This window comes from Halosimplex halobium, from assembly GCF_051414055.1.
Classification (GTDB): domain Archaea; phylum Halobacteriota; class Halobacteria; order Halobacteriales; family Haloarculaceae; genus Halosimplex; species Halosimplex halobium.
Genome location: NZ_JBLKNX010000005.1, coordinates 26,290 through 50,273 on the forward strand (window position 1 = coordinate 26,290; position 23,984 = coordinate 50,273).

The window sequence follows — 23,984 nt, forward strand, 5'->3', positions numbered from 1 at the left end:
CTGGGGAGGGGACCGATGAGGCTGCTCGTGGCCGGTGGCGCGCGCGTCGACGCCGGCAAGACCACCTTCTCGACCGGGCTGGTCGAGCGGGCCGGCGCCGTGGGGTTCAAGCCCCGCGCGGGCAACGACTTCTGGTTCGACCACGACGACTATCTGGATGCCACGGCGGAGGGTCGCCTCTACGGGAAGGACGCCCGCAAGCTCGCCGCGGCCAGCGCCGCCGACGTGACACCGGAGGACATCAACCCTGTCCACCGCCTGTGGCGACCGAACCCGGGCGGCGGCACGGGCCTCCTCGGGAAGGAGGAGCGGGAGTTCCTCGTCGACCGCGTCGGGGAGTCGTTCGTCGTCAACGGGACGGTCGAACTCCCCGACTCCGTGCGGGAGGCGCTCCCCCTGTCCGACGCGCCCCGCGTCTCGTCGGTCGACGCGTTCAACGAGGTGATGACAGACCGGCATCTCCCCGAACAGCGGTCGCTGCTCGCCGAAGTCGAGGCGGCCGAGCGTGCGGTCGTCGAGTCATACGCGGACGTGGCACGCCCGTTCCGGGACGTCGACCCCGACGCCGTCGCCGTGGTCGAGCCCGGTCGCGTCCGCGTCTACGACGGCGACCGCTACGCGAAGGGCTGCGCCGTCGCCAGCGGCGGTCCCGAGGCCGGCCAGCTTGAGGAACGGGTCCCGGACGTGACCGACCTGGTCGACCCGGCGACCGAGACCCGCCTGCCGCCGCTGTCGAAGGCCGAGCGCGGCGACCCGGCGGCCGTCGCCGACGCCTACGAACACGCCTACGACGCCGTCCTCGCCGCCGCCTTCGACTGACCGGGTGAGGAGCGGATCCGGTCACGACCCTGGTCGAGGTCCGTCGCTCAGATCGTGTCGATGCGGTCGACGGGCATGACGGAGTAGTCGATCGAGAGCGTGTCCTGGGTCGCGCGGATCTTGCCGACGAACGTGGAGATGTCCTCCAGGTCGCCCTCGAGGATGAACAGTTCGAGGCAGTAGTGGTCGCCGATGTGGCTGTGGACGTTCGAGGCGACGAGGTTCTCGTACTCGTGGCGGAGATTCATCATCCGGTGTTCGACGCCCGACGACGAGTAGTCGAACAGGACGGTCACCACGCCCATCAGCTCCCGCTCTTCCAGCTGTTTGTCCTCGAACTCCCCGAGGAGGTTGCGCGCGGCCTCCCGGACCACCTCGCTCCGCCCGGTGTAGCCGTGTTCGTCCGCGAACGAGTCGATCCGTTCGAGCAACTCGTCCGGCATCGAGACGCTGACGACGGTCATATGTTAACCGAGTCGGAGTGAGCTATTAAGAATTGATATCGGCCGCGGTCCGGGCCGGCGGTGGCGGTCCCGGCGGCCGGCAGGTGGCGGGGCGACCGCGGGGTCGGGGCCGGGAGTCGCGGCGACACAGGTCGGGAGACTCAAGGACCGCGGGCGGGAGATGGGAGACGATGGAGACGAGTCATCGGGTCGTCCTCGGCGACGCGCGCGAACTCTCGGGGCTGGCCGACGACAGCGTCGACCTGGTCGTCACCTCGCCGCCGTACCCGATGATCGAGATGTGGGACGAGACGTTCGGCGCGCTCGATCCGGCCGTCGCGGACGCGCTGGCGGCCGACGACGGCCAGCGGGCTTTCGAGGCGATGCACGGCGTCCTCGACGAGGTGTGGGCCGAACTCGAACGTGTGCTCGTCGACGGCGGGGTCGCCTGCGTCAACGTCGGCGACGCGACCCGCACCGTCGACGACACGTTCCGCGTCTACCCCAACCACGCCCGCGTGCTCGAAGCGTTCCGGTCGCTCGGGTTCGACCCCCTGCCGGACGTGCTCTGGCGCAAACCGACCAACAGCGCCGCGAAGTTCATGGGCTCGGGGATGGTCCCGCCCAACGCCTACGTCACCCTCGAACACGAGTACGTCCTCGTCTTCCGCAACGGCGACGACTCCCGGTCGTTCGAGCCCGGCGCGGATCGGCGCTACGAGGCCGCCTACTTCTGGGAGGAGCGCAACCGCTGGTTCTCCGACGTGTGGACCGACGTGAGCGGCGAACTCCAGGCGCTCGACCACGACGAGCTCCGCGAGCGCTCCGCCGCGTTCCCCTTCGAGATCCCCTACCGCCTCGTCAACATGTATTCGGCCTACGGCGACACCGTGCTCGACCCCTTCTGGGGCACCGGCACCACCTCGCTGGCGGCGCTGGTCGCCGGCCGCGACTCCGTCGGCTACGAGCGCGAACCCGCCTTCGCCGAGGTGTTCGACGACGCAGTGACCGAAGCCCCCGCGCTCTCGCGGTCGGTCGTCGAGGAGCGCCTCGACCGCCACCGCGAGTTCGTCGCCGACGTTCGCGACGACGGGGAAGAACTCGGCTACGACGCCGTCCACTACGACTTCCCCGTCCGGACGAAACAGGAGCGGGAGATCCGCTTCTACACCGTCGAGTCCGTCGAGTCGACCGGCGAGGGCTACCGCGCGGTCCACGAACCGGTCTGAAAACGCGAGCGCCGGGACGGCGACGGTCCCGCGGGACCGTTCCCGTCCGACCGTCTCGCTACTTCGGCGGGCCGTTGCCGTTCCCCTGGCCGTTTCCGTTGCCGGGACCGTTACCGTTGTTTCCGTTTCCGGGGCCGTTCCCGTTGCCGTTCCCGGGACCGTTGCCGTTGTTCCCGTTGCCGTTCCCGGGACCGTTGCCGTTCCCGGGAGCCTGCTCACCGGCGAAGGTGAACTCGACGCCGACGGGGACGCGACCGCTCTCGCCCTCCTCGGCGGCCCATGTGCTCGCGACGACCACCGTCTCGAAGTTGCCGTTGTGGAGGAACTTCCGCAGGTCGCGCTCGCCGGCCTCGTCGAAGGTCGTCGTGTCGACCTGCTTGACCTGGTAGTTGCCGTTGTGCTTGATCCCGATGAACGAGAACTGGTACTCGACGTTGTCGCCGGTCGCCTCGCGCTCGCTCAGATACGGCGCCGTCGAGTTCGTCGGGACGGACTCGCCCGCGACGCTGACGTTCCTGACGTACCAGCCGTCCTTGACGAACGCCCAGTCGGTGACGTACCGGAAGGAGATCAGGACGCTCTCGTTGCCCTCGTAGGCCGAGAGGTCGAACGTCTGGGACTCCCAGCCGTCCGTGTCGCCGGTCAGCCCCGGCACGTTCGCCTTCACCGTCGGGTGGGCGTCGGCGCTCGGCGAGGCGTCGGTGTTCTCGTTCGCGAGGCTCTCCCAGGTCTCGCCGCCGTCGGTCGACACCTGCACGAAGCCGTAGTCCCAGTTTTCCTCGATGCGCTGGAAGCTCTCGAATGTGAGCGTCGGGTCCTCGACGTTCGTGAGGTCCCGCTCGACGACCGCGTGGCGGTCGAGCAGGTTTCCGGACCCGCTGTAGAGGACCTCGCCCTCGCCGGTCACGGGGTCGGTCGCCGTCGACCACTCCGTGTCCGTGAAGTCGGTCCCCGAGACCGTCACGTCCCTGATCGGACCCCGCTCGCTCGTGTCGATGGTCCGGTAGTTGGTCCCCCAGGCGCCGGCGGTGCCGACCGACCCGGAGGTGTTGACGGTCACCTCGACGCCGTCGATGTGGAACTCGTCTTTCGGCGGCGTCCGGATGTCGTCGGTCACCACGGCGGTCGAGAAGTCCTGGTAGAGGTCGGCGAAGTCGCGTTTCGCCCCGACCTCGTCCAGGGTGTTCTCGACGCCAGTGATGCCGTTGTCCGTATCCTGTGCGAGGTTGGAGACGAACTCCCGGCCGTACTGGTCGGCCAGGTACATCGTCCACGCGTAGGCGATCCCGTAGTCCGCGAGGACGTTCTCCGCCCCCTGGTCCTCCCAGTTGGTCAGCGAGTTCGAGGGCATCTGTTCGTAGGCCCCGAGGTGGCCCTCCGGGACGCCGTAGCCGGTGATGTACTCGGCGTAGTCCGACATCCCCTCGTTGACCCAGGTGGTCTCGTCGCCGTCCAGGTCGGCGTGGATGAGGTGCTGGTACTCGTGGGCCAGCGTGCCCTCGTAGCCCGTCCGCTCGTTGCTCTCGTCGACGGCGTTCCAGTCGTAGGCGTCGACCGTGATGGCGTTACGGTCGGTGTACTCCTGGATCGTCGGCGAGTAGAACCCGGCGATGTACAGCGGGTACTCCGGGTTGTAGTAGTTCCGGTCGCGGACGTTGTCCACGAGCAGGACCGTCCGCTCGGAGCCGTTGCCCGTCTCGTAGTAGTCCTCCGGGACGGCGCCGATCTGCTCCAGCAGCGACTCGGTGCCGTTGCGGGCGTCGGGCTTCCCGAACGTCTCCGTCTCGACCGGGTACATGTTCTCGTCGAACTGCCGGGCCATCGACTCGGCCTGGGCCTCGGAGATCGTCGGGTCCTCGCGCGGGTCGCCGGCCGGCCACGAGAGGTTGTTCGCGACCCACACCTCGATCTCGTCGCCGACCGCCAGCAGCGTGTACTCCTTGAAGTAGTAGCTCCCCCGGTCGGATCCGAGGTACTGCTTCGACGTGCCGACCAGCGGGTGGTCCTCGTCGTCCGGGTCCATCACGATGGACTCAGAGGACGACGCGCTCGCCGATCCGGCGGCCGCGTCCCCCTCGGCGAGCCCGGCCGGCACCGTGTCCACGTCGACCGGCTTGTCGGTCCAGTTGCGCGTCGGTTCGATCCCCGTGTAGCCGTCGGAGGCGTTGCCCGGCTCCCCCTCGGGCACGGGCTCGGTCAGTTCGGCCCGCGTCGGGCCGTCCGTCGGTTCCCCCGTCGCGCCGCCGACGCCCGCGGTGACCGCCGCGAGCGCGACGACGAACGCCATGAGTACTGATCGCATGGGTACGATCCACTCGGCGATACAGACGGAATGATAATAAATAGTTGCCGTATAATGACATTCAAAATTTACGAATGAATTATTTTGCAGTCGCTATCGACCACCGGGGTGGGGTACTGGATCGATAACTGAACCGCCTGCTCCGTCGAAAATGGTGCCGGGATCCGCGGCAGCCGCCACTGAGGGGCGGGCGCATCACCGCTATCGCGAATGAATAAAATTTCTGTCATAGTCCCGGGCGGATTCGAACCGCCGTCCTAGGCTTGCTCCGCGACACGGCGGATGAATGGGTCGCGCACACCGTGTCGCTCCAAAGGCCTAGATGATTGGCCACTACACCACGGGACTTCGAGTAGTCATTGCCACCGAGTCATTTTATTCGTTCCGGCATCGCACGACGGTCAGTTCGGTCGAAGTTTCTCGGGTGGTATCTCACCGGATTCGGCGAGCCGGTGACAGCTCCGGCAGAGTGTCACGACGTTGCCGAGTGAATGCGCTTCCTGAGGGTCGTCGAACTCCCGGATCGGTGTAATGTGATGAACGTCCGGTTCGCGACCGATCTCCTCGCTTCTCTTCCCACAGTTCTGGCATCGGTGATCGTCGCGGTCGAGCGCTCTTCGCCTCACTTGGTACCAGTCGCCGTTGTAGACCCCGGGATCGCTCCGACCGTTGTATAATGCATCGCTTACACACTCTCTGCTGCAGAAGCGCACACCACCATCTCTCAGAGTACAAGGAAGAGCCGAGAACTCCTCGCCGCAGTGTTCACACTCCCGTTCGACCCGGTCGATATCGTGAACCTCGGCGTAGTGGTCGCCGAGGAACTCGTCGGCCTCGCGGACGCAGCCGGGGCAGTAGACACCGTTCTTGTCCGAGGGGTAGTACTCGAACTCGTCGCCGCACCGCTCGCACTCGGCCCGTTCTCTCGCGTCCTTCCAGTTGCCGTTGTTCTCGCCCGCGTTCGGCTCGCAGTCGTCACAGTAGGAGAGCCGCGCTTTCGGGTCGTAGAACTCGCTACCACACCCTTCGCACGTCCGATTCGGGAGCGACTCGCCGTGGACCTTGGCGTGGTGCTGGCGCTTCCCCTGCTCTGTCTCCAGCGATTTCCCGCAAGTCGGGCACTCGGACACACCACCCGGTGGTTGCGGTATCGGTCAAAAACGTACGGACGACTGGTCGTCGGGTCTTCCCGCTCAGTCGTCGGCGGCCGCGGGGACTTCTAGCAGGCCGCAGACGTCGTTCTCGGCGTCGAAGCAGTCGGGGCAGGCGGGGTCGCGGTCGATGATGGTGTCCAGCCGCTCGGCGACCGTCTCGTCGATGACGCTCTCCAGCTGGCGGGCCTCGCCGCGGAACTCCTCGACCTCGAGGACCTCGACGAGGAACCGCTCGATGATGCAGTAGTTCTGGAGGGCCTCGCGGGCGCGCACGATGCCCTCGTCGGAGAGGGAGACGCCCTTGTACTTCTCGTGTTCGGCCAGCCCCTGGTCTTCGAGCTTGCCGATCATCTCGTTGGCGCTGGCGGGGCTCACGTCGAGCCGGTCGGCCAGGTCGCCGGTCGATGCGGGACCGTCCTCCATCCGCTGGATCAGGTAGATTGCTTTCAGGTACTGGTCGGCCGTGTTCACGGGGATCCCTCCTGTTGGGTCCGTCGCGTCGCTCCGTCGGCGGTCATCGGCGCTCCTCCATGAGTTCGGTCACTTCCTCGACGCCCTCGGCCTCCTCCTCGCGGATGGCCGCGAGCGTGTCGAGCAGCCGGTCGCGGTCGATGCCGAACTCCACGTCCGAGGCCTCGACCGCCTCGATGAGGTCGTCGTAGAACTTGTAGGCGGTCTCCTCGTTGCACAGCTGGTCGTAGAGGACGCCGTCGAAGTCCTCGTCGGACTCGTACTGGGCCTCGACCAGCGCCTCGATCTCCTCGTAGGCGACCGTGTCGGCGTCGAGTTCCGCCACCAGGTCCTCCAGCCGGTCGCGGTGGTCGGCGGACTCCTCGGCGGCGTCCTCGAGCATCGCCCGCACGTCCTCGGTCAGGTCCGCCCCGCTGTCGCGGGCGTGTTTCGACGCCCGCGCCTCGACGACCTCCTCCAGGACGATCCCGATCTGGAGCAGGCGGGCGAGCTGGTGGTCGGACCCGACGGGGACGGTGAGACTCACCCTCGCACCTCCCGGGAGTCGGCGCCCGTCGCACGATTCATAGGCACTCCTCGGGTAGGCGGGGACGTAAGTCCTTCCCTCGGCGGTAGCCGGCGGCGGCGTGCCACGCGCGTTCGCCGGCCGGGCCGGGAAGGTCCGGCCCCTGGTCGTCCGGCCCGGGAACGGCCGGCCGACGAGCTACCGGCTGGATTCACGGCCCGCTCGGCCGCCGTCGCTCCCTTCTGTTCGGCCGCTCCCGGAACTGTCGCCCCGTCGGTCTCCGCGTCCGCTACCCGTCCAGCGGAGCGCGAGCACGTACAGCCCGACGACGACCACCCCGACCGCGACCCCGAGGACCGAGTCGGTCACGAGGTGGGGATGGCCCGCGTGAACCGGGACGACGGACGCCGCCGCGAACGTCAGGAGGTGCAGTGGACGCATACTCTGGTGGTGGTCTCGACAGCCTCGAACTTAAAGGACGGGCGCGTTTTCGCAACCTGGGAACGGGAGCGAACGTCGCCGAGGCGCACGGAAAACGGGAGTCCGGGAACCGGGAATCGGTCAGTCGCGCAGACGCTCGACGATCAGCTCGTCGAGGTCCTCGCGGAGCTCGTCGACCGCGACCTCCTCGAGGACGGGCACGAAGAAGCCCTCGACGAGCATGTTCTTCGCGCGCTCCTCGTCGACGCCGCGGGAGGTCATGTAGAACAGCTCCTCGGCGTCGACCTGGCCGACCGTCGCGGAGTGGCTGGCCTCGGTGTCGTGGTTGTTGATGATCAGCTTCGGCGAGGCGTCGGCCTCGCTGTCGTCGGACAACATCAGCGTGTTCTCGCGCTGGTAGGAGTTGGTGTCCCACGCGTCCGTGCCCACGTCCTGGACGCCCTCGTAGACCGAGCGGGCCTCGTCGTCGAGGACGCCGCGGGTCACCAGATCGGCCGTGGTGTGCTCGTCCTCGTGCCAGACGCGGCTGTTGATGTCGAAGTGCTGGTCGTCGTGGCCGAAGAAGGCGCCGACGATCTGCGACTCCGAGCCCTCGCCCAGCAGACGCGTCTCGACGCTGGACTTCGTGAGCCGGGAGCCGATGTTGCCCTCGATCCAGTCGACCGAGGCGTGGTCGGCGGTGTGGCCGCGCTTGACCTGGAAGTTGTAGCTGTCCTCGGCGAGGTTCTGGAGCGCCCCGTACTGGACGCTGGCGTTCTCGCCGGCGACGACCTCGACGACGCCCGAGTAGTACTGGTCGCCGTCGACGTTCGTCCCGGTGCTCTGGCGTTCGAGGATCGTCGCGGAGGCGGACTCCTCGGCGACGACGAGCGTGTAGTTGAACAGCGAGCGGCTGTTCATCCGGGTGCGGATCTTCACGTCCTCGGCGGCGACGCCCTCGGGGACGTAGACGACGGTGCCGGCGCTAAAGAGGGCCGTCGACAGCGCCGTCAGGAAGTCCCGCTGGGGGTCGACGACGCTGCCGAACTGCTCCTCGACGAGGTCGCCGTGTTCGGCCAGCGCCTCGGACCACGAGAGCACGTCGGCGCCCTCGGCCTCGACGCGGTCTTTCTCCTCGTCCCACTCCAGGGGGTCGACCAGCGACTCGTAGTCGAGGTCGGTGAGGTTCGTCCAGTGGCGCGGGCCGGGCGTGGTGATCACGTCCGGCATGTCCAGGTCGTCCAGCGCCGCCAGCGCCTCCAGACGGGTCTCGAGGAGCCACTCGGGCTCGTCGAGCTCGTCGCTGATCTGCTCTACCTGTTCCTCTGTGAGGTTCGCGTGTATCTGCGTACTCATGGAAATCACCGGGGGGTTACCCGAGCGAGCCCTCCATCTCGAGTTCGATGAGGCGGTTGAGCTCGACCGCGTACTCGATGGGCAGTTCCTCGGTGATCGGCTCGATGAACCCGGCGACGATCATCTGCTTGGCGTCGTCGTCGTCCAGGCCCCGCGACTGGAGGTAGAACACGTCCTCGTCGCCGATCTTGCCGACGGTCGCCTCGTGGGCCACGTCGACGTCGCTCTCCTGGATCTCCATGTACGGCATGGTGTCCGACGTGGACTCGTTGTCGAACATCAGCGCGTCACACTCGACGTTGGTCTTCGAGCCCTTCGCGCCGTTGGCCATGTGGACCAGGCCGCGGTAGTTGGTGCGGCCGCCGTCCTTGGCGATGGACTTGGACTCGATGGTGGAGCTGGTATCGGGCGCGTTGTGGTAGACCTTCGCGCCGGTGTCGATGTCCTGGCCCTCGCCGGCCATGGCGATGGTGATGTGGTTGTCGGTCGCGCCGGGGCCCTTGAGGATGGTGCTCGGGTAGAGCATCGTCGCCTTCGAGCCCATCGAGCCGGAGACCCACTCCATCGTGGCGTCGGCCTCGGCGATGGCGCGCTTGGTGTTGAGGTTGTAGGTGTTCTTCGACCAGTTCTGCACCGTCGAGTACTGGACGTGAGCGCCCTCGCCCACGAACACCTCGACGCCGCCTGAGTGGAGGTTGAACTCCGAGTACTTGGGCGCGCTGCAGCCCTCGATGTAGTGAACTTCGGAGTTCTCCTCGGCGATGATGAGCGTGTGCTCGAACTGGCCCATGCCGTCGGAGTTCATCCGGAAGTACGCCTGGACCGGCATGTCGACCGTCGTGTCCTCGGGGACGTAGACGAACGACCCGCCCGACCAGATGGCACCGTGCAGCGCCGCGAACTTGTTGTCGCTCGGCGGCACGGCCTTGGTCATGAAGTGCTCCTTGACGAGCTCCTCGTGCTCCTGGACGGCCTTGTCCATGTCGCAGAAGATGACGCCCTTCTCCTCCCAGCGCTCCTGCATGTTCTGGTAGACGATCTCCGACTCGTACTGGGCGCCGACGCCCGACAGGGCGTTCTTCTCCGCCTCGGGGATGCCGAGCTTGTCGAAGGTGTCCTGGATCTCCTCGGGCAGGTCCTCCCAGTCGTCGACCCCGCCGCGGGTCTCGATGTCCGGCCGGATGTACGGGACGATCTCGTCGACGTCGACCTCCGAGATGTCCGGCGCGCCCGGCCAGTCGGTCGGCATCGGCATCTCGTGGAACTGCTCCAGCGCGCGCAGGCGCCGCTCGAGCATCCACTCCGGTTCGTCCTTGTCCTCGGAGATGACCCTGATGGTCTCCTCCGTGAGACCCTTCTCGGCCTCGAAGGCGGATTTTTCCTCCTTCTTGAACTCGAATCGGGCCTCGGTGTCGGTCTCCTTGAGATGGTCTTGGTCTGAGCTCATTGTTGTGTCGTAGGTTTGGTGTGCAGACGGAAGACGTTGTGCACGGTCACGCCGCCTCGTAGACTTCCTCGCGGACCCAGTCGTAGCCCTCGTCCTCGAGGGTCTCGGCCAGCTCCGCGCCGCCCGACTTCGCGATCTCGCCGTCGAGCATCACGTGGACGTGGTCCGGCTCGACGTAGTCGAGGATGCGCTGGTAGTGGGTGATCTGCAGGATGCCCGCGCCCTGCTCGTCGCGCAGCGCGTTGATGCCCGTCGAGACGTCCTGCAGGCGGTCGATGTCCAGCCCGGAGTCGATCTCGTCGAGCACGGCGATGCTCGGCTCGAGGATCGCGGCCTGGAGGACCTCGTTCTGTTTCTTCTCCCCGCCGGAGAAGCCCGCGTTGAGATAGCGGTTCGCGAACTTCTCGTCCATGTCCAGTTGCTCCATCTTCTCCTGGAGGATCTCCTGGAACTCGGCGACGCCGACCTCGCCCTCGTCGGCGGGCCCCTCCATCGGGGAGGTGTCGTAGCCCGCGGCGTCTTCCTTGGTGTCACCGCCCTCGTCGGCCTCGGCTTCCTCCTCCTCTTCGTCCTCGAAGAGCTCCTCGCGCTCCTCGAGCTTGGCGTTCAGCGCCGTGCGGAGGAAGTTCACCATCGTGACGCCCTCGATCTCGGCGGGGTACTGGAAGGCCAGGAAGATGCCCAGCGCCGCGCGCTCGTTCGGTTCCAGGTCGAGGAGATCCCACGTCCGCATGTCCTCGGGGACCTCGATGTCCTCGAACTCGTCCTCCTCGATGTGGAGTTGCACGTCGCCCCCCGTGACCTCGTAGGCCGGGTGACCCGCGATGATCTTCGCCAGTGTGGACTTCCCGGAGCCGTTGGGACCCATCAGCGCGTGGATCTCGCCCGACTGGACCTCCAGATCCACGCCCCGAAGGATCTGTTCGCCGCCGTCCTCTGCGACTTTCGCCTGCAGGTTGTCTATTTCGAGTACAGCCATGTGTTTCGGTCGTCCTAAATCAGGGTACTGACGCTAATAATAGTTTCGAGTCACCACGACAGTATTTTCCGAATCGGGAACTCAGTTTTTGGTATTGGAAACAAGGGGAGCCGAGGCGAGGGCCGGTCCGGACCGGGACCACCCCTACATGAAGCTCTCTAACCCGGTCTGCTCCTGGCCGCTCTTGACCTCCTCCCAGGAGACGTCGAGGGCTTCGAGGATGCGCGCGATGGGGCCTTTCAGCGTCTTGTCGAGCATCTTGTCCCAGTCGACCTCGAAGGCGTCGGGGACCTGGTCGGCGTACTCGAAGCAGATCACGTCGGGGTCGCGCTTGAACTCGCCGTACAGCGGGTCCTCGGCGGGGTCCAGGTCCATCTCCTCCTCGACCTCGCGGAAGAACTCGGGGTGGACCTTCTCAAGGTAGACACGCTTGGGTTTCGACCCGCTGGCGAAGTTGGTGTCCAGCAGGAGGTTGGCGTACTTCGCCCCGCGGACCTGTGCGGTGTCGGTGTCGTAGTTGTCGAGTTTCTTCCCGATACCGCCGGGAATACCCACGTCGTCGAGGCTGACCTCCCCGTTCTGGTAGTCCTCGATGACGCCGTGGACGTAGTCTTTCACGTCCTCGATGTCCTCGCCGTGGACGATCATCTCGATGACCTGCAGCTGCACTTCCTTCGTGATCGGCGCGATGTCCGACCGCTGGTACTCGAAGCCCGTGATGTCGATGTCGTCGACCTCCTTGCCCTCCTTCCAGACGATGTGGCCCGCGTAGCGCTTCTTCTTGCCCGCCTGGAAGAACCGCCGGTAGAGCTTCTCGAACTCGATCTGGAAGCGGTGGGAGTCGGCGTTGAGCTCCTCGCGGGCGAACTCGTCGTAGCGGTCGTTGATGTGCTCCTCGATCTCGAATGACTTCTCGATGGCGCCCTCGGTGTCGAGGTCGCCCAGTTCGAGCATGACGGAGTCGGTGTTGTGAAGAACGACCCCGCCGACTGCATCGACGAAGTTCCCGTTTTCCGCGACACTGAGGTCGTAGACGTGTCCGTCGTGCTCAGCCTCGGAGATCTGGGGGTCACGGCCGCGACGGTAATACGTACACGTTCTGATGGTGTAGGAGTCCTTCTCATCCCTGTATTTGAGCGAGTGTTTCCGCCCGCGCTGAGTGAGAAGCATGGATAGTCCACCGGCGAGTTCCCGGCTCGTCGTCTCGAAATCGAAGTTCTGCTCCGCGTATTCGTCGGAGTATCGCGGGAACTCCCTCGAACCGTCTCCTTCGACGAGGGTTTCGAGAAAGAGGTCCTGCAGCTCTTCGGGCAGATGGAACACGAACGAGGGGATCCGTTTACCGCGAGAGGTTTGGCCTGCGAACTCGCGGAAAAAGACTGCCACAAGTTCGTTCATCATCTGCAACTTCTGCGTCCGGTCGTCGTACGTGGCGGTCCCGGACCCATCTTCGATTTCGTACTCGACAGTCCGTTCACCACCGCTGTCGCACGCGACGATGCTTGAATTCGTATTGTCGAACAGTCGGTGGTAATCGTCCTGCAGTGGTTCGAGCCAGGCAGCGCGCTCTTCGGAGATACTCGCACCGAACCGGGAATCCGTCGTCTCGATAGTCGACGAACTTCCCTCCGAGATGTACGCGGCGAGCAACCGAACGAGCGCTCGTCCGTCCTCGCCCGCGAGGTCGATGTGGCGCTTCACGCGGACTGTCTTCGATTGGTCACGGTGGTGCTCGTGGCCGAACCAGACCCACTGGTCGTCGGCGTAGACGCGTTTCACTTTCGTAACGACGTCTTCGCCACCACCGCCACGCCCGTCTTCGTACTCTCGCGTGTATCCGTCGAGAACTTCGTACACGTCGACGGTCGATCGCTCGTCCACCGCGGGGACATCTGGGACTCGGACCGGCGCCTCCACGTCCGCCGGACTCGCTTCACCGTAGCCGTCGCCGTGTTCGACGACGTAGGCGTGATCGCGCGTGGTGACCGACTCACCGAACTTGTGCTGCAGCTTGACCACGTCCTTCTCGGTTCGGTGGCGGATGACCTGCTCAATCGGCTGCCACTCGGGCTCACCCTCGTCCGACAGCGAAAGCGCTTCCCATCCCTCGAGTGTCCGACGGTCTTTCGGGTCGTTTGTGGCGGGAACCACACCACCGTCAGCGGTCACCACGATGCTGGAGTCCGTACGCTCCGTCGCTCTCTCGAAGAGGTCCGCGATCGGAACGATACGAACGGTTCCTGATGCGTCGCGAACGACGACGGGGCGGTCCCCGGTGACGCTGTCCCCGTAGGTGACGTCGTAGCCCAGTTCACTCGAGGCCTCGGCGGTGAAGCTGATCACCTTGCGGTTCGTCGACGTGACCCCAGCACTCATTTCACGGTCGTAGAGCCTGAAACGATCCCATCCGAAAACGCCGTACAACGAGTTCATTATCACCTTGACAGCTGCTTGTTGCCGGTCATATCGCTCGTACGCCTCGGATCCGGGGTCGTTGTCGTTTCGGAGGGACTTCTTTTCTTCACGTTCTGACAGTAGTTCGTCGACCATCTCACGGATGATGCCGTCGGGCTCCTTCCGGAAGTGGACGCCCGTGGGCGTGCGGTAGGTCTCGCCGTCGTAGCTCTCGGGGTCGACCTTCGTCTCCGGCGAGGCGTTTATAGTTGTCATCGACATTGGATAGAGGCTCTTAAGGTCTAGAACGCTGACATTTTCTCGGACGCCGGTGATCGGGTCGAAGACGGCGCCGCCCTCGAACTCGTCGGTGGCGTCCTGTTGGCCCTTCGATGGGAGCGCGAACTCGCCGTAGGCCTTGTGGAGGACGTACATGTCGACGGCGTCGCCGGCGGTGGGGGCGTCCTCGATCTTGCAGCCCACGAGCTTGCGCGCCTCGTCCCAGAAGGCGATGATGTCCTGCTTGCGGTCGAGTTCGACGCACAGCTCCACGTCCCGGAGGTTGTACTCCAGCAGGCGCTCGGGGTCGTCCTCCCACAGGTCGCCGATGTCGCCGGTGTACCGTTCCTTGCCGGCGTCGAGTTCCATCTCCCCGACGGCGTCCAGTCGGTAGGACTCCAGTTCGGTGAACTGCGTGCTCTTGTACGCCCGCAGCAGGTCGAAGACGACGCGGCCCTTGATGTCCGGGCCGTTCCAGTCCGAGCGCCACACCTCGTCGACGCGGGAGAGGCGGTCGATGTCGAGGTCGTAGTCGTGGTCCGGGCCCTGTAACTCCTCCATCCGGTCGAGAAGGTACGGGGCGTCGAAGTCGTCGCAGTTGTGGACCAGACATTCATCGGCGACAAAATTGTGCGTCGTCGTCTCGATATCGTACGTCGTTTCGGTTCCGGTGACCTCGATGTCGTCGACCTCGACGAATACGAACTCTTCCCACTCTTCGGACTTCGTTTCGTGACGTTTGAGGTTGATATCCCGACGGTGCTTGTCTCGACCGATACGTTTCTCGTCGCTCCCGGTCTCGGCGTCGAACAGCGCGTACGGAATGTTCTCCGAGCGTCCGCTTTTGCCACCAGCGAAGTCCTCGAGGGCGTCCACCTTCTCGCCGTGGTTCATATGGGGCAAGACCCTCCGTTTGAGGCGCCCCATATCGCGCTTAGCGGACGGGATACGGACGATGTGGTCTCGCTGTTCGGCGTAGATCCCGAGTCGTTTGAACAGTTTCACGTACCAGTCCCCGATAGACCGGTTCTCCGCCGCGACGGTGACGCACGAGGAGACGTTTCCATCACCGTCGATCACACCAGCCAAGAATTTGGCAATATACTCTTCGGGGAGTTCGTACACCATCGAGAGATCGACCGAACCATCATTCTTGTCCCCGAACGGGATCCCCAGCCCGTTGAACGCGTACATCGTGGCGTAGTCGAGAACGTTCTGCTTGTAACAGCCTTTTCCGTCGGGTTCGAGGTGGGGATCGCTGGTAAATTGTTCGTGAAGCTCCTCTCTGGTGTTGTAGAATCGGACTCCATCGTCCCGCGACATCGAGCCGTCGGTGAGAACCAGGCCTGCCAGATAGAGTTCCCGAGCCGTAAGCTCCCTATCGAGGTCGGCACGTGTTCGCCGATACTCACGACCGCCATCGGGCACAGCGATACCGTACTCTTCGGCGGCGACCTCACACCGTTCGAGAGTCCAGACATCGGTTTTTGGATGATAGAGAGTCCCTTTCGATAAATCGAACGTATCGGCAAGTTCGGTGACGGCCCCCTCAGGGAGTTCCGATTTGATTTCCTTGACTCGTTCCTCGCTGGCAAACCGCTGATTCGCGGTCGGAACGAGATCTGAGAGCGCAGGGACGCTAGTGTCGTCCACTCGTAACTTCCTCGGTTTCAGGACGTAGTCGCCGCACTCGATACTCTCCCCCCGTTTCCAGCCGACCTGATCCTCGTCGCCGACCATGACCCGATGATCGCCGGACGTGGAGAGTTCGGTCCCGTCGGCGAGGTCGAAACGGAGAACCTCTTTTTCGCTCTCCCACTTGTTCGTTACTTCAGCGACAGTGGTTTGCTGAGCCTCACTACCGACGACTTCGTCGCCGGCTTCGACCTCGCGGATCTCGGTCAATGTCCCGTCGGCCATCTGGACCGCCGAATCCCCGGGGAGACAGTTCCACCCGGTTATGAGATCCGGGTCGGTCTCCTCCTCGAGATACTCCACGTACGCGTCGAGCATCTCCGGCTCGGAGTCGAACACGCGCACGTCGGCGTCGATGTCGTCCTCGATGGGCTCGTACTCCGCCAGCGCGGCGGGGCCGTCGACGCCCGCCGGCGACTGGTAGAGCCAATTGATGTACTCGTCGTCGTAGGAGTCGTGGGAGGTGAGACAGACGATGGTCTGCTCGCCGTCCTCGGGGAACCCGTTGCGGTCGTCGACCTCGATGTCGAAGGTGTTGACCCGCGGCGTGGCGTTGTCGTCGACGGCCTCGACCTCCTGGTGGGGGATGCGGATGGTCCCGTCGTCGTCGCGTCGCTCGGGCACGCGGACGCCGCTCTCGATGTCCTTGTCGATGAGCAGGCGGTTGGGGAACAGGATGTCGGCCTCGTAGTGCTCGAAGTCGTCGCGGACCTGGCCCACGTCGCGGGGCGTGCGGCCGATGATCTTCGCGAGGCGCTCGCCGCGGATCGACTCGAAGGGCTCGCCCTCGGCGTCGGTCTCGCGGTAGTCGACGAGGCCGTCGTACCCCGCGATGCGCTCGTCGTCGACGTTCTCGATAGGCGCGTAGAAGTACGGCTCGAAGTCGTACACCGCGACGTGTTCGAGTTCCGGGTCGTCGCCAGCGCCGGTCTCCCGCCGGCCGAAGACGTGGACGACGGGGAACTCGTCGTCGCCGCTGTACTCGACGGTGTAGTCGACCTGCGTGACCGTCAGCGTGACCGTGCCCTGCGCGTCGGGGAACCGGACCGAGTCGGCGTCGACCACCGTCGCGGCGCCGCCGCCGTCCTCGTCGCCTGCGACGGCTTCGGCCTCGTCGGCGGGCCGCTCCTCGCCGGCCCCGAAGTCCCCGAACTCCGTTTGCTCCATGTTACTCGGCGTTGGCGGGGCCCGACTAAAATAGTCGCGGTATCCGGGATCGACGGGTCGGTCTCGCCGGTGTCTCCGCTGTCTCTGACCGAGCGGGTCTGAACTGCTGCGAGGAACGGGACCGACTCGACCGTACTCGTCTCGACCGCACTCGATTCGGCCCACCTCGACTCGACCGCAGGGGACAGCAGGCGGTGAATGCCCTCGCCGCGCTCGCTAGCAGTCGTCTTGACCGCAAGGGACAGTAGGCGCTGAAAGCCCTCGCCGCGCTCGCTAGCAGTCGTCTTGACCGCAAGGGACAGTAGGCGCTGAAAGCCCTCGCCGCGCTCGCGGTCGCTGAGGCGGGATATCCGCGCTCTCGGCACCGCCCGCGCGGATAGTGCCCGCTCAGGCGACTACACGAGCGCGAGCGCGCCTCGCCCTTTCAGTCCGCCAGGACCGCAACCGCCCCGCGCAGCACCGCAGACGGCCACGAACCTCCCCAGCCGATTCGCTCCTGTCGTCGCTCATCCCTCGCGCGGCTACGGTCGCGCGCATGAACGCGCGCTCCAGCGCGCGCCGTGTGGTCCGTCCGGGAGCCGTCCCGGGTGGAGACCCGCCGAGCGAAGCGAGGTGGGACAGGGGACGCCGACCGTGGGACCGCCCGTTTCGTCTAGCTTTTTGCGCGGGCGCCCGTCGGGACGGACGTGACAGACGCACACAGGCGAGTGGCCGTGGCCGAGCGGGCGGCGCGGGCGGGCGGCGCCGTCGCCCGGCAGGCCTTCCGCGGCGAGCTCGCCGTCGAGACGAAGGCGGACAAGAACGACCTGGTGACCGAGTCCGACCGGGACGCCCAGCGGCAGGTCGTCTCGACGCTGCGCGCGGAGTTCCCGAACGACGCGGTCGTGGGCGAAGAGGAGGCCGTGCCGGTGGGGCCGGCCGGCGAGGAGACGGAGATCCTGTCGGAAGTCCCGGAGTCGGGGGACACGTGGGTCGTCGACCCGATCGACGGGACGGCGAACTTCGCCCGCGGCCACCGGACGTGGGCGACGGCGGTCGCGGCGGTGGCCGACGGCGACCTCGCCGCGGCGGCCGTCTATCTCCCGGCGACCGAGGACATGTACGCCGCGGGGGCGGAGACCGGCACCCGCAACGGGACGGCGCTGTCGGTCAGCGACCGGTCGGACCCGGAGACGTTCGCGGTCGCGCCGGTCGGCCGGTTCGAGCGCGGGACCGGCGACGAACTGGGCGCCATCGCCGAGGCGGTCGTCGACGAACTGGGCGACTTCCGGCGGTTCGGGAGCATGCAGGCGACGCTGGCGTTCGTCGCGAGCGGCGAGCTCGACGCGGCCTTCGCGACGTACACGCCCGACCCGTGGGACTCGCTGGCGGGGATCCACCTCGTCCGGCGGGCCGGCGGGACGGTCACTGACCTGGCCGGCGAGCCCTGGACCCGCGACAGCGAGGGGATCGTGGCGAGCAACGGACAGGCCCACGAGGCGGTCCGCGAGGTCGCGCGGGCCGCAGACTCGGCCTGACGGGAGACGGGACGCGAGCGGTCGGGGCCGCATCGCCGGTCGAGAACGGGGGCAGGCGGTCGTGTCGGCGGTGCGCCCACGACCGGAAGGCTAAACAGCCAGACGCGCCCGGTTGCGGGCATGGGAACGGACAGGGTCCTGACGGAGCGGAGCTGGCTGGGGGCGTTCGCCGCGGCGGTGGCGGCGCTCGTCGTCGGCTCCGTCGTCGCCACCGAGCGCGTCTACGACCAGTTCATCTGGAAGTACTTCTGGGGACCGGTCTACTCGGACGCCAACAACGCCCGCTGTGCGGTCCTGACCGGCGACGGGATCGACCTGCACGCGACCGGCGCGGCCTGCCGGGCCGCGACCGGCGTCGTCGCGGAGACGGGCTACACGACCGTCTCGACGGTCGGCTACATGGTCGTGCTGGTGTTCATGCTCGGCGGCGTCTACCTCCTGCTCGACCGGCTCGAGATCGGCGGTGACAGACGACTCTTCCTCTCGCTTGTCCCGTTCATGCTGTTCGGCGGCGCGGTCCGGGTCGTCGAGGACGCGACCGACGCCGCGGTCGCCGCGGGCGTCGAACCCGTCATCGGTTACCCGCTGAACGTGCTGTTCATCAGCCCGATCATCTACGTGACGGTGTTCCTGATCACGCTGGCGGCCCTGCTCGCGAGCATGTGGCTGGAGTCGCAGGGGACGGTCCGGAACCGCTACCGGGCGCTGGCCGGCTTCGGGCTCGGGATCCTCGCGCTCACGCTCGCCTATCTCTTCTTCGTCGCGTTCACACGGGAGTACGTCTCCTTCTACCCGCAGATCCTGGTCGTCGACGTGGGGCTGGCCTCGGTGCTAGCCTACGGGATCTACCGGGCCGCCGACCGCTTCGAACCGGCGATCAACGCGGGGACGGGCGTGGTCGGACTCGGGATCCTGTGGGCCCACGCAATCGACGGCGTGGCGAACGTCGTCGCGGCCGACTGGCTGCCCGAGCTGGGCCACCCCATCGAGGCCTACGGCGCGAAACACGTCGCCAACCGGGCGATCATCGACGTGACCCAGGCGGTCCAGCCGGCATCCGTGTCGGCGGCCATCGGCACGTCGTGGCCGTTCCTGTTCGTGAAACTCGGCGTCGCGCTGGGCATCGTGTGGCTGTTCGACGAGCGGATCTTCGAGGAGAGCCCCCGCTACGCGGTCCTGCTGCTCGTCGCGGCCGCGGCCGTCGGGCTCGGCCCGGGTACCCGGGACATCCTCCGGGTGACGTTCGCGATCTGACGGCGGTCGCCTCACCGTTTGCGAGGCGGTCGCTGTCGAGGGTTCGGAAACCGACGGAGAATCCCGACCGTCTCAGACCGTCTCGAGCGCCGACTCGGGGTAGTACCGGCTACCGCAAGTCGGGCACTCGGCGACGGTCACCTCGCCGCCCGCCGCGGGCGACGCCACTTTGGTCCGCACGAGTTGCTGGTCGCAGTCTGTACACGGGAGGTCGAACTCGGATACCATGATACGCTCCTCTGACGGTCCGCTTCGGGCCTGCAGAAGCGACGCCAGGTGCCGTGTGAACGGTGCGCACCCGATAGCATAAAGTCTCGCATTAGTCGGTTTCGTTCCATATTCCGCGCCGTCGTCGGGTTACAAAAATCGAGGTAGCTGTCGGAACCCGAAACGGGCACGACCCGTCAGGGGTAGGGGTGGTGGTCGCGGTCGAGCGCGGGCTCGAAGCCCATGTCGGCGGGGACCGAGCGGGCCCGCTCCCCGAAGTAGGGGTCGCCGAAGAACAGCGGCTGGGCGCCCGGGACGACGACGCGGACGGCCTCGAAGCCGAGGCGTTGCACGTCCCGCGTCGTCGTCCGGGCGGCGTAGACCGAGGGGCCGGCCTCGACGACCCGGTCGAGGACGGCGTCGAGGTGGGCACCGCCTTCGGGGACTGACTCGGGGCCGACGGAAGCGGCGTCGACGGTCGTCTCCGGGCTGACGAACTCGTCGACGACGGGCGGGCGGTCGGCGTAGCGGCCGATGGCGCCGTCGGTCTCGGCAGCGCCCTCGCGGCCCATGCCGTCGAGTTCGACCCAGTTCTGGACGGCCTCGGCCAGCGCGTTGCGGGCGGCGCGGCCGGCGTCGAGGTGGGCCGCGGTGCCCAGCGCGAGTTCCGGCCACTCCTCGCGGGTGACGGCGACGGCTACCACCGGCACGTCGATATCCTGCGTGAGCAACAGTGCGGTCGCGTCCAGCCCCTCGGCACCGGCGCGGGCGGCCAGCCGCTCGTAGCCCGGGTCCGACACGTCCAGGCCCAGCGGGTCGTACGTCGAGTACCAGGCGATGGTCGTCGCGTCGCGCTCGACGACCTCGTACAGGCCCGACAGCAGCGCCTCCACCGACGAGTTGCCGAGGCCGAGCCCGGTTGTGATAGCGGGGCGGATCGTCCGCTCGGGCGGCGGGTAGTGGACGATCTCGGCGGGCAGGGAGACGGGCTGTTCGGTCACCAGGTCCGTCCCGCGGACCCACGGCCGCTCGGCGCGGTCGGCGTCGGCGCCCTCGCCGCTCCCGACCCAGCTCTCGGGGCGGACGAACGCCGAGGGCGCGACGGCGTCGGCCAGCTCGGTCGCCGCGGCGGTCTTGAACTCCCGGGCGTGGTAGACGCCGGCGCAGTAGCGCTCGTAGGCCTCGCCGAGCGCCTTCATGAACGCGGCGTCCCACCCGGGGTCGACCCCGGCTGCCTGCCGGGAGGCGGTCGCGTCCGCGAACGCGCCCGTGTCGCAGACCTGCGCGAGGTAGTACGGCGCCGGGTACGACTCGGCCTCGCCGACCTGGGCGACGACGCCGACCCGGTCGTCGAGGCCGCGCTCGGCACGCGAGAGCGACCGCTCCACGTCGCGGTCGAGATGTCCGCGGTCGAGGACGCGGTCGCGACCCTCGCCGCACTGACAGCCCGGCACGGGGAGGAACTCCCGTTCGGTGTGGGGGAGTTCGACGACGGTCCCGAGCGGGTCGCCCTCGGCGGGGTCGACCAACTGAGCGGCCCGGCGGCCGGCGACGGCGCCGGCGAAGCGGGCGGTCGCGTCGGCCGGCGCGGCCGTCGGGTCGGCGTCGGGGTCGGCGTTCGACTCGACGCGCGCGGCGAGACACCGGTAGCAGGCCCCCTCGGGCTCGAAGGCGGCGACGGCGGCGTCGACGACCGGGACGCCGCCGACCCCACCGAGTTCGACCGCGACCCAGGGGACGCCCGCCTCGCGCGCCCGGTCGTTCGCTCGCTCGAACGCGGCGGCGCCCGCCCGGTCGACGACGACGCCGAGCCGCGCCCCGGGGTCGAACGCCGCCCGCTCGCGCCGCTCGACGGGTTCGTCCACGTCGCCCAGCGCCGCCGCGACCGCGTCGGCGGCGGGGCCCGTTCCGACGAGTTCGACTGTCATGCCAGCCCGGTGGGGGCGACGGGTAGAAAAGCCCGGGGACTCGCAGCCCCCGGTCCGTCGGGTCCCGGCGGCCGTCTCCGACCGGAGCGGGTCAGTCGTAGAGCTGTTCCTGGGCGATCTGTCCGAGTTCTGTTAGGTCCATCTCGCGCAGGTCCTCGGCCAGCCGGAGCCGCAGGCGCGGGCGACCCACGTCGATCGGGACCTTCTCGGTCGTGACGAGGCCGCTGTCCTCCAGTCGCGTCTTCATCCGCGAGAAGGTGGCCTTGCTCGCCAGGCCCACGTCCTCGCCCCACTTGCTCATGTCGTAGAGCAGCTGGCCGTTGCGCGCGGCGACCAGCAGGGCGATGGCCACCTCGTCGAGCCCTTCCCCCTCGCCCTTGGCGACCGCCAGGGAGTCGAGGAGCGCGTCGAAGTCCTCCGCGGTGTCGGTGCCGATGTCGGCGGCCAGCGTCTCGCGGACGGCCGACAGCGGCGGCGTCCGCAGCGAGTAGTCCTCGGCGGCGTCCCACTCGCGCCCGTAGCGGTCGCGTACGTCGGCGACGAACGCCTCGTCGGCGGCCGAGAGCCCGCCGACCCGGTCGTCGCCGGCGACCAGCGAGACGACCGCCGACTCCGTCACCAGAAGCGACGCCTCCGGCGGCTCCTCCAGCACCCGCAGCGCCAGCGTCCCGGCGTCGACCAGGTCGGCGGCCCGCCCCGCCACGATGAAATCCGCGAGCACGTCCTTGATCGGGTCGCCGGGCGCGAGCAGCCGGACAGTCGGCGGCGTCTCCACCTCGTGCAGCCCGAATATCACTTCGGAGATAGTCTCGCGGGTGGGGTTGACCGCGTAGACGACGCCGCTACTGTCCCGAAAGACGCCAGCCAGGACCGCGCCCACGTCCGCCTCGAGAAAGTTCGAACTCATCTGATAGCTATGGTATTCCGCATTATCACACTTAATTTTACCGCCAGATACCGTTGAATCGACCTGGACGGACGACGAGGCCGACGTTCGCCCGCGCGACCGCGGAGTACGGTCGGCCCCGATCCGGCCGGTCGTGGGGCCGTCGACGCGGCCCGCCGTGGCGCGGCGGCGCGGTCGTCCTCGCTCCGCGAAAAGGTAGATTATTGACGGGGCGTCGCCGATACCCCTACATGAACTACGACACGGTCCGGTCTGTGGACCCCGAAGTCGCGAACGCCCTCGAAGCGGAGGTCGAGCGCCAGGGCGACACCCTCGCGATGATCGCCAGCGAGAACCACGTCAGCGAGGCGGTCCTCGAAGCCCAGAGCTCGGTGCTCACGAACAAGTACGCCGAGGGCTACCCCGGGTCGCGCTACTACGGCGGCTGCGAGCACGCCGACACGATCGAACAGCTCGCCATCGACCGCGCGAAGGGGCTGTGGGGCGCCGAGTACGTCAACGTCCAGCCCCACTCGGGCTCGCAGGCCAACATGGCCGTCTACACGGCGATGCTGGAACCGGGTGACAAGATCCTCTCGCTGGACCTGACCCACGGCGGCCACCTCAGCCACGGCCACCCGAAGAACTTCGCCGGGCAGGTCTACGAGGTCGAGAACTACGAGGTCGACGAGGAGACGGGCCGCCTCGACTTCGAGGAGATCCGCGCCCACGCCGAGGCGTTCGACCCGGACATGATCGTCTCGGGCTTCTCCGCGTACCCCCGCGAGGTGCAGTGGGACGAGTTCCAGGCCATCGCCGACGACGTGGGCGCCTACCACACGGCCGACATCGCCCACATCACCGGGCTGGTCGCCGCCGGCGTCCACGAATCGCCGGTCGGCGTCGCGGACTTCGTCACGGGTTCGACGCACAAGACCATCCGCGCGGGTCGCGGCGGCATCATCATGGCCGACGGGGAGTACGGCGACGCCATCGACTCGGCGATCATCCCCGGCACGCAGGGCGGCCCGCTCATGCACAACATCGCCGGCAAGGCCGTCGGCTTCAAGGAGGCGCTGCAGCCGCACTTCGAGGAGTACGCCGAGCAGACGATCAGGAACGCACAGGCGCTGGCCGACCACCTGCAGGAGCACGGTTTCTCGCTGGTCTCCGGCGGGACGGACAACCACCTCGTGCTCGTGGACCTCCGGGACTCCCACCCGGACGTGACGGGCAAGCAGGCCGAGGAGGCGCTGGAGGACGTGGGGATCGTCCTCAACGCCAACACGGTGCCCGGCGAGACTCGCTCGCCGTTCGTCGCTTCGGGCATCCGTGCGGGCACGCCCGCGCTGACCACCCGGGGCTTCGACGAGGACGCCTGCGAGACGGTCGGCCACTGCATCGCCGAGGTCATCGACAACCCCGACGACGAGGACGTCAAGGCCGAGGTCGCCGAGATCGTCCAGGGGCTCTGCGAGGAGTACCCCCTCTACGGCGACGACAGCGAAGGACTCGTCTTCGAGTAACGCAGT

At 67.2% G+C, this 23,984-nt stretch carries 19 protein-coding genes and 1 tRNA gene; 6 read left to right on the plus strand and 14 right to left on the minus strand.

What is annotated here, in order from left to right; translation table 11 throughout:
* Nucleotides 1–15 precede the first annotated feature (15 nt).
* Nucleotides 16–819, plus strand: a complete 804-nt coding sequence (locus ACMGFG_RS06690) for an ATPase (protein WP_436929565.1) — start codon at nt 16–18, stop codon at nt 817–819.
* Between the two features lie 47 nt (nt 820–866).
* Here the strand turns inward: ACMGFG_RS06690 and nikR are convergent, their stop codons facing one another.
* Nucleotides 867–1,283: a nickel-responsive transcriptional regulator NikR gene (gene nikR / locus ACMGFG_RS06695; RefSeq protein ID WP_135362972.1), complete on the minus strand. Its 417-nt coding sequence runs from the start codon at nt 1,281–1,283 to the stop codon at nt 867–869.
* A gap of 170 nt (nt 1,284–1,453) precedes the next feature.
* Between nikR and ACMGFG_RS06700 the strand changes: the two genes are divergently transcribed.
* Entirely contained in the window at nt 1,454–2,491 is a 1,038-nt protein-coding gene (locus tag ACMGFG_RS06700; protein ID WP_436929566.1) for a DNA-methyltransferase, read from the plus strand.
* Nucleotides 2,492–2,549: 58 nt separating this feature from the next.
* Here ACMGFG_RS06700 and ACMGFG_RS06705 read toward each other — a convergent pair whose 3' ends face one another.
* The 10 genes from ACMGFG_RS06705 to ACMGFG_RS06750 all read right to left on the minus strand — a co-directional run bounded on the left by ACMGFG_RS06705 (nt 2,550) and on the right by ACMGFG_RS06750 (nt 16,213).
* On the minus strand, nt 2,550–4,793 hold the full coding sequence (locus ACMGFG_RS06705) for a peptidase M6 (RefSeq protein ID WP_436929567.1): 2,244 nt from the start codon (nt 4,791–4,793) through the stop codon (nt 2,550–2,552).
* A 229-nt stretch (nt 4,794–5,022) separates the two neighbouring features.
* Nucleotides 5,023–5,141, minus strand: a tRNA-Gln gene (locus tag ACMGFG_RS06710).
* Nucleotides 5,142–5,194: 53 nt separating this feature from the next.
* Entirely contained in the window at nt 5,195–5,923 is a 729-nt protein-coding gene (locus ACMGFG_RS06715) for an HNH endonuclease (RefSeq protein ID WP_436929568.1), read from the minus strand.
* 63 nt (nt 5,924–5,986) lie between these two features.
* Nucleotides 5,987–6,418, minus strand: a complete 432-nt coding sequence (locus ACMGFG_RS06720) for a metal-dependent transcriptional regulator (protein ID WP_135362970.1) — start codon at nt 6,416–6,418, stop codon at nt 5,987–5,989.
* 43 nt (nt 6,419–6,461) lie between these two features.
* The gene (locus ACMGFG_RS06725; protein WP_436929569.1) at nt 6,462–6,944 is read right to left on the minus strand and encodes a ferritin-like domain-containing protein; all 483 of its coding nucleotides are present in this window, start codon (nt 6,942–6,944) and stop codon (nt 6,462–6,464) included.
* 177 nt (nt 6,945–7,121) lie between these two features.
* Complete coding sequence (locus ACMGFG_RS06730) at nt 7,122–7,364, minus strand: hypothetical protein (protein WP_436929570.1); 243 nt, start codon at nt 7,362–7,364, stop codon at nt 7,122–7,124.
* Nucleotides 7,365–7,484: 120 nt separating this feature from the next.
* The gene (gene sufD, locus ACMGFG_RS06735) at nt 7,485–8,699 is read right to left on the minus strand and encodes a Fe-S cluster assembly protein SufD (RefSeq protein WP_436929571.1); all 1,215 of its coding nucleotides are present in this window, start codon (nt 8,697–8,699) and stop codon (nt 7,485–7,487) included.
* A gap of 16 nt (nt 8,700–8,715) precedes the next feature.
* Entirely contained in the window at nt 8,716–10,146 is a 1,431-nt protein-coding gene (gene sufB, locus ACMGFG_RS06740; protein ID WP_436929572.1) for a Fe-S cluster assembly protein SufB, read from the minus strand.
* Between the two features lie 46 nt (nt 10,147–10,192).
* On the minus strand, nt 10,193–11,125 hold the full coding sequence (locus tag ACMGFG_RS06745; RefSeq protein ID WP_436929573.1) for an ABC transporter ATP-binding protein: 933 nt from the start codon (nt 11,123–11,125) through the stop codon (nt 10,193–10,195).
* A gap of 144 nt (nt 11,126–11,269) precedes the next feature.
* Nucleotides 11,270–16,213 (minus strand): DNA polymerase domain-containing protein, encoded by a 4,944-nt coding sequence (locus ACMGFG_RS06750; RefSeq protein WP_436929802.1) that lies wholly within the window; start codon nt 16,211–16,213, stop codon nt 11,270–11,272.
* Between ACMGFG_RS06750 and ACMGFG_RS06755 the strand changes: the two genes are divergently transcribed.
* The 3 genes from ACMGFG_RS06755 (at nt 16,184) to ACMGFG_RS06765 (ending at nt 19,431) form a co-directional block, all read left to right on the plus strand.
* Nucleotides 16,184–16,762, plus strand: coding sequence for a hypothetical protein (locus ACMGFG_RS06755; RefSeq protein ID WP_436929809.1), 579 nt, complete (start codon nt 16,184–16,186; stop codon nt 16,760–16,762). The genes ACMGFG_RS06750 and ACMGFG_RS06755 overlap by 30 nt on opposite strands.
* Nucleotides 16,763–17,346: 584 nt before the next feature.
* Nucleotides 17,347–18,177, plus strand: a complete 831-nt coding sequence (locus tag ACMGFG_RS06760; protein WP_436929574.1) for an inositol monophosphatase family protein — start codon at nt 17,347–17,349, stop codon at nt 18,175–18,177.
* Nucleotides 18,178–18,297: 120 nt separating this feature from the next.
* Nucleotides 18,298–19,431: a DUF63 family protein gene (locus ACMGFG_RS06765; RefSeq protein ID WP_436929575.1), complete on the plus strand. Its 1,134-nt coding sequence runs from the start codon at nt 18,298–18,300 to the stop codon at nt 19,429–19,431.
* 72 nt (nt 19,432–19,503) lie between these two features.
* On the opposite strand, the gene ACMGFG_RS06770 is transcribed toward ACMGFG_RS06765, so the two are convergent.
* From ACMGFG_RS06770 to tbsP, 3 genes are all read right to left on the minus strand, one after another.
* The gene (locus tag ACMGFG_RS06770; protein ID WP_436929576.1) at nt 19,504–19,659 is read right to left on the minus strand and encodes a DUF7479 domain-containing protein; all 156 of its coding nucleotides are present in this window, start codon (nt 19,657–19,659) and stop codon (nt 19,504–19,506) included.
* 176 nt (nt 19,660–19,835) lie between these two features.
* The gene (locus tag ACMGFG_RS06775; protein ID WP_436929577.1) at nt 19,836–21,566 is read right to left on the minus strand and encodes a YcaO-like family protein; all 1,731 of its coding nucleotides are present in this window, start codon (nt 21,564–21,566) and stop codon (nt 19,836–19,838) included.
* 91 nt (nt 21,567–21,657) lie between these two features.
* Nucleotides 21,658–22,473: a transcriptional regulator TbsP gene (tbsP, locus tag ACMGFG_RS06780; protein ID WP_436929578.1), complete on the minus strand. Its 816-nt coding sequence runs from the start codon at nt 22,471–22,473 to the stop codon at nt 21,658–21,660.
* A 230-nt stretch (nt 22,474–22,703) separates the two neighbouring features.
* Between tbsP and glyA the strand changes: the two genes are divergently transcribed.
* Nucleotides 22,704–23,978, plus strand: a complete 1,275-nt coding sequence (glyA, locus tag ACMGFG_RS06785) for a serine hydroxymethyltransferase (protein ID WP_436929579.1) — start codon at nt 22,704–22,706, stop codon at nt 23,976–23,978.
* Nucleotides 23,979–23,984: the final 6 nt, after the last annotated feature.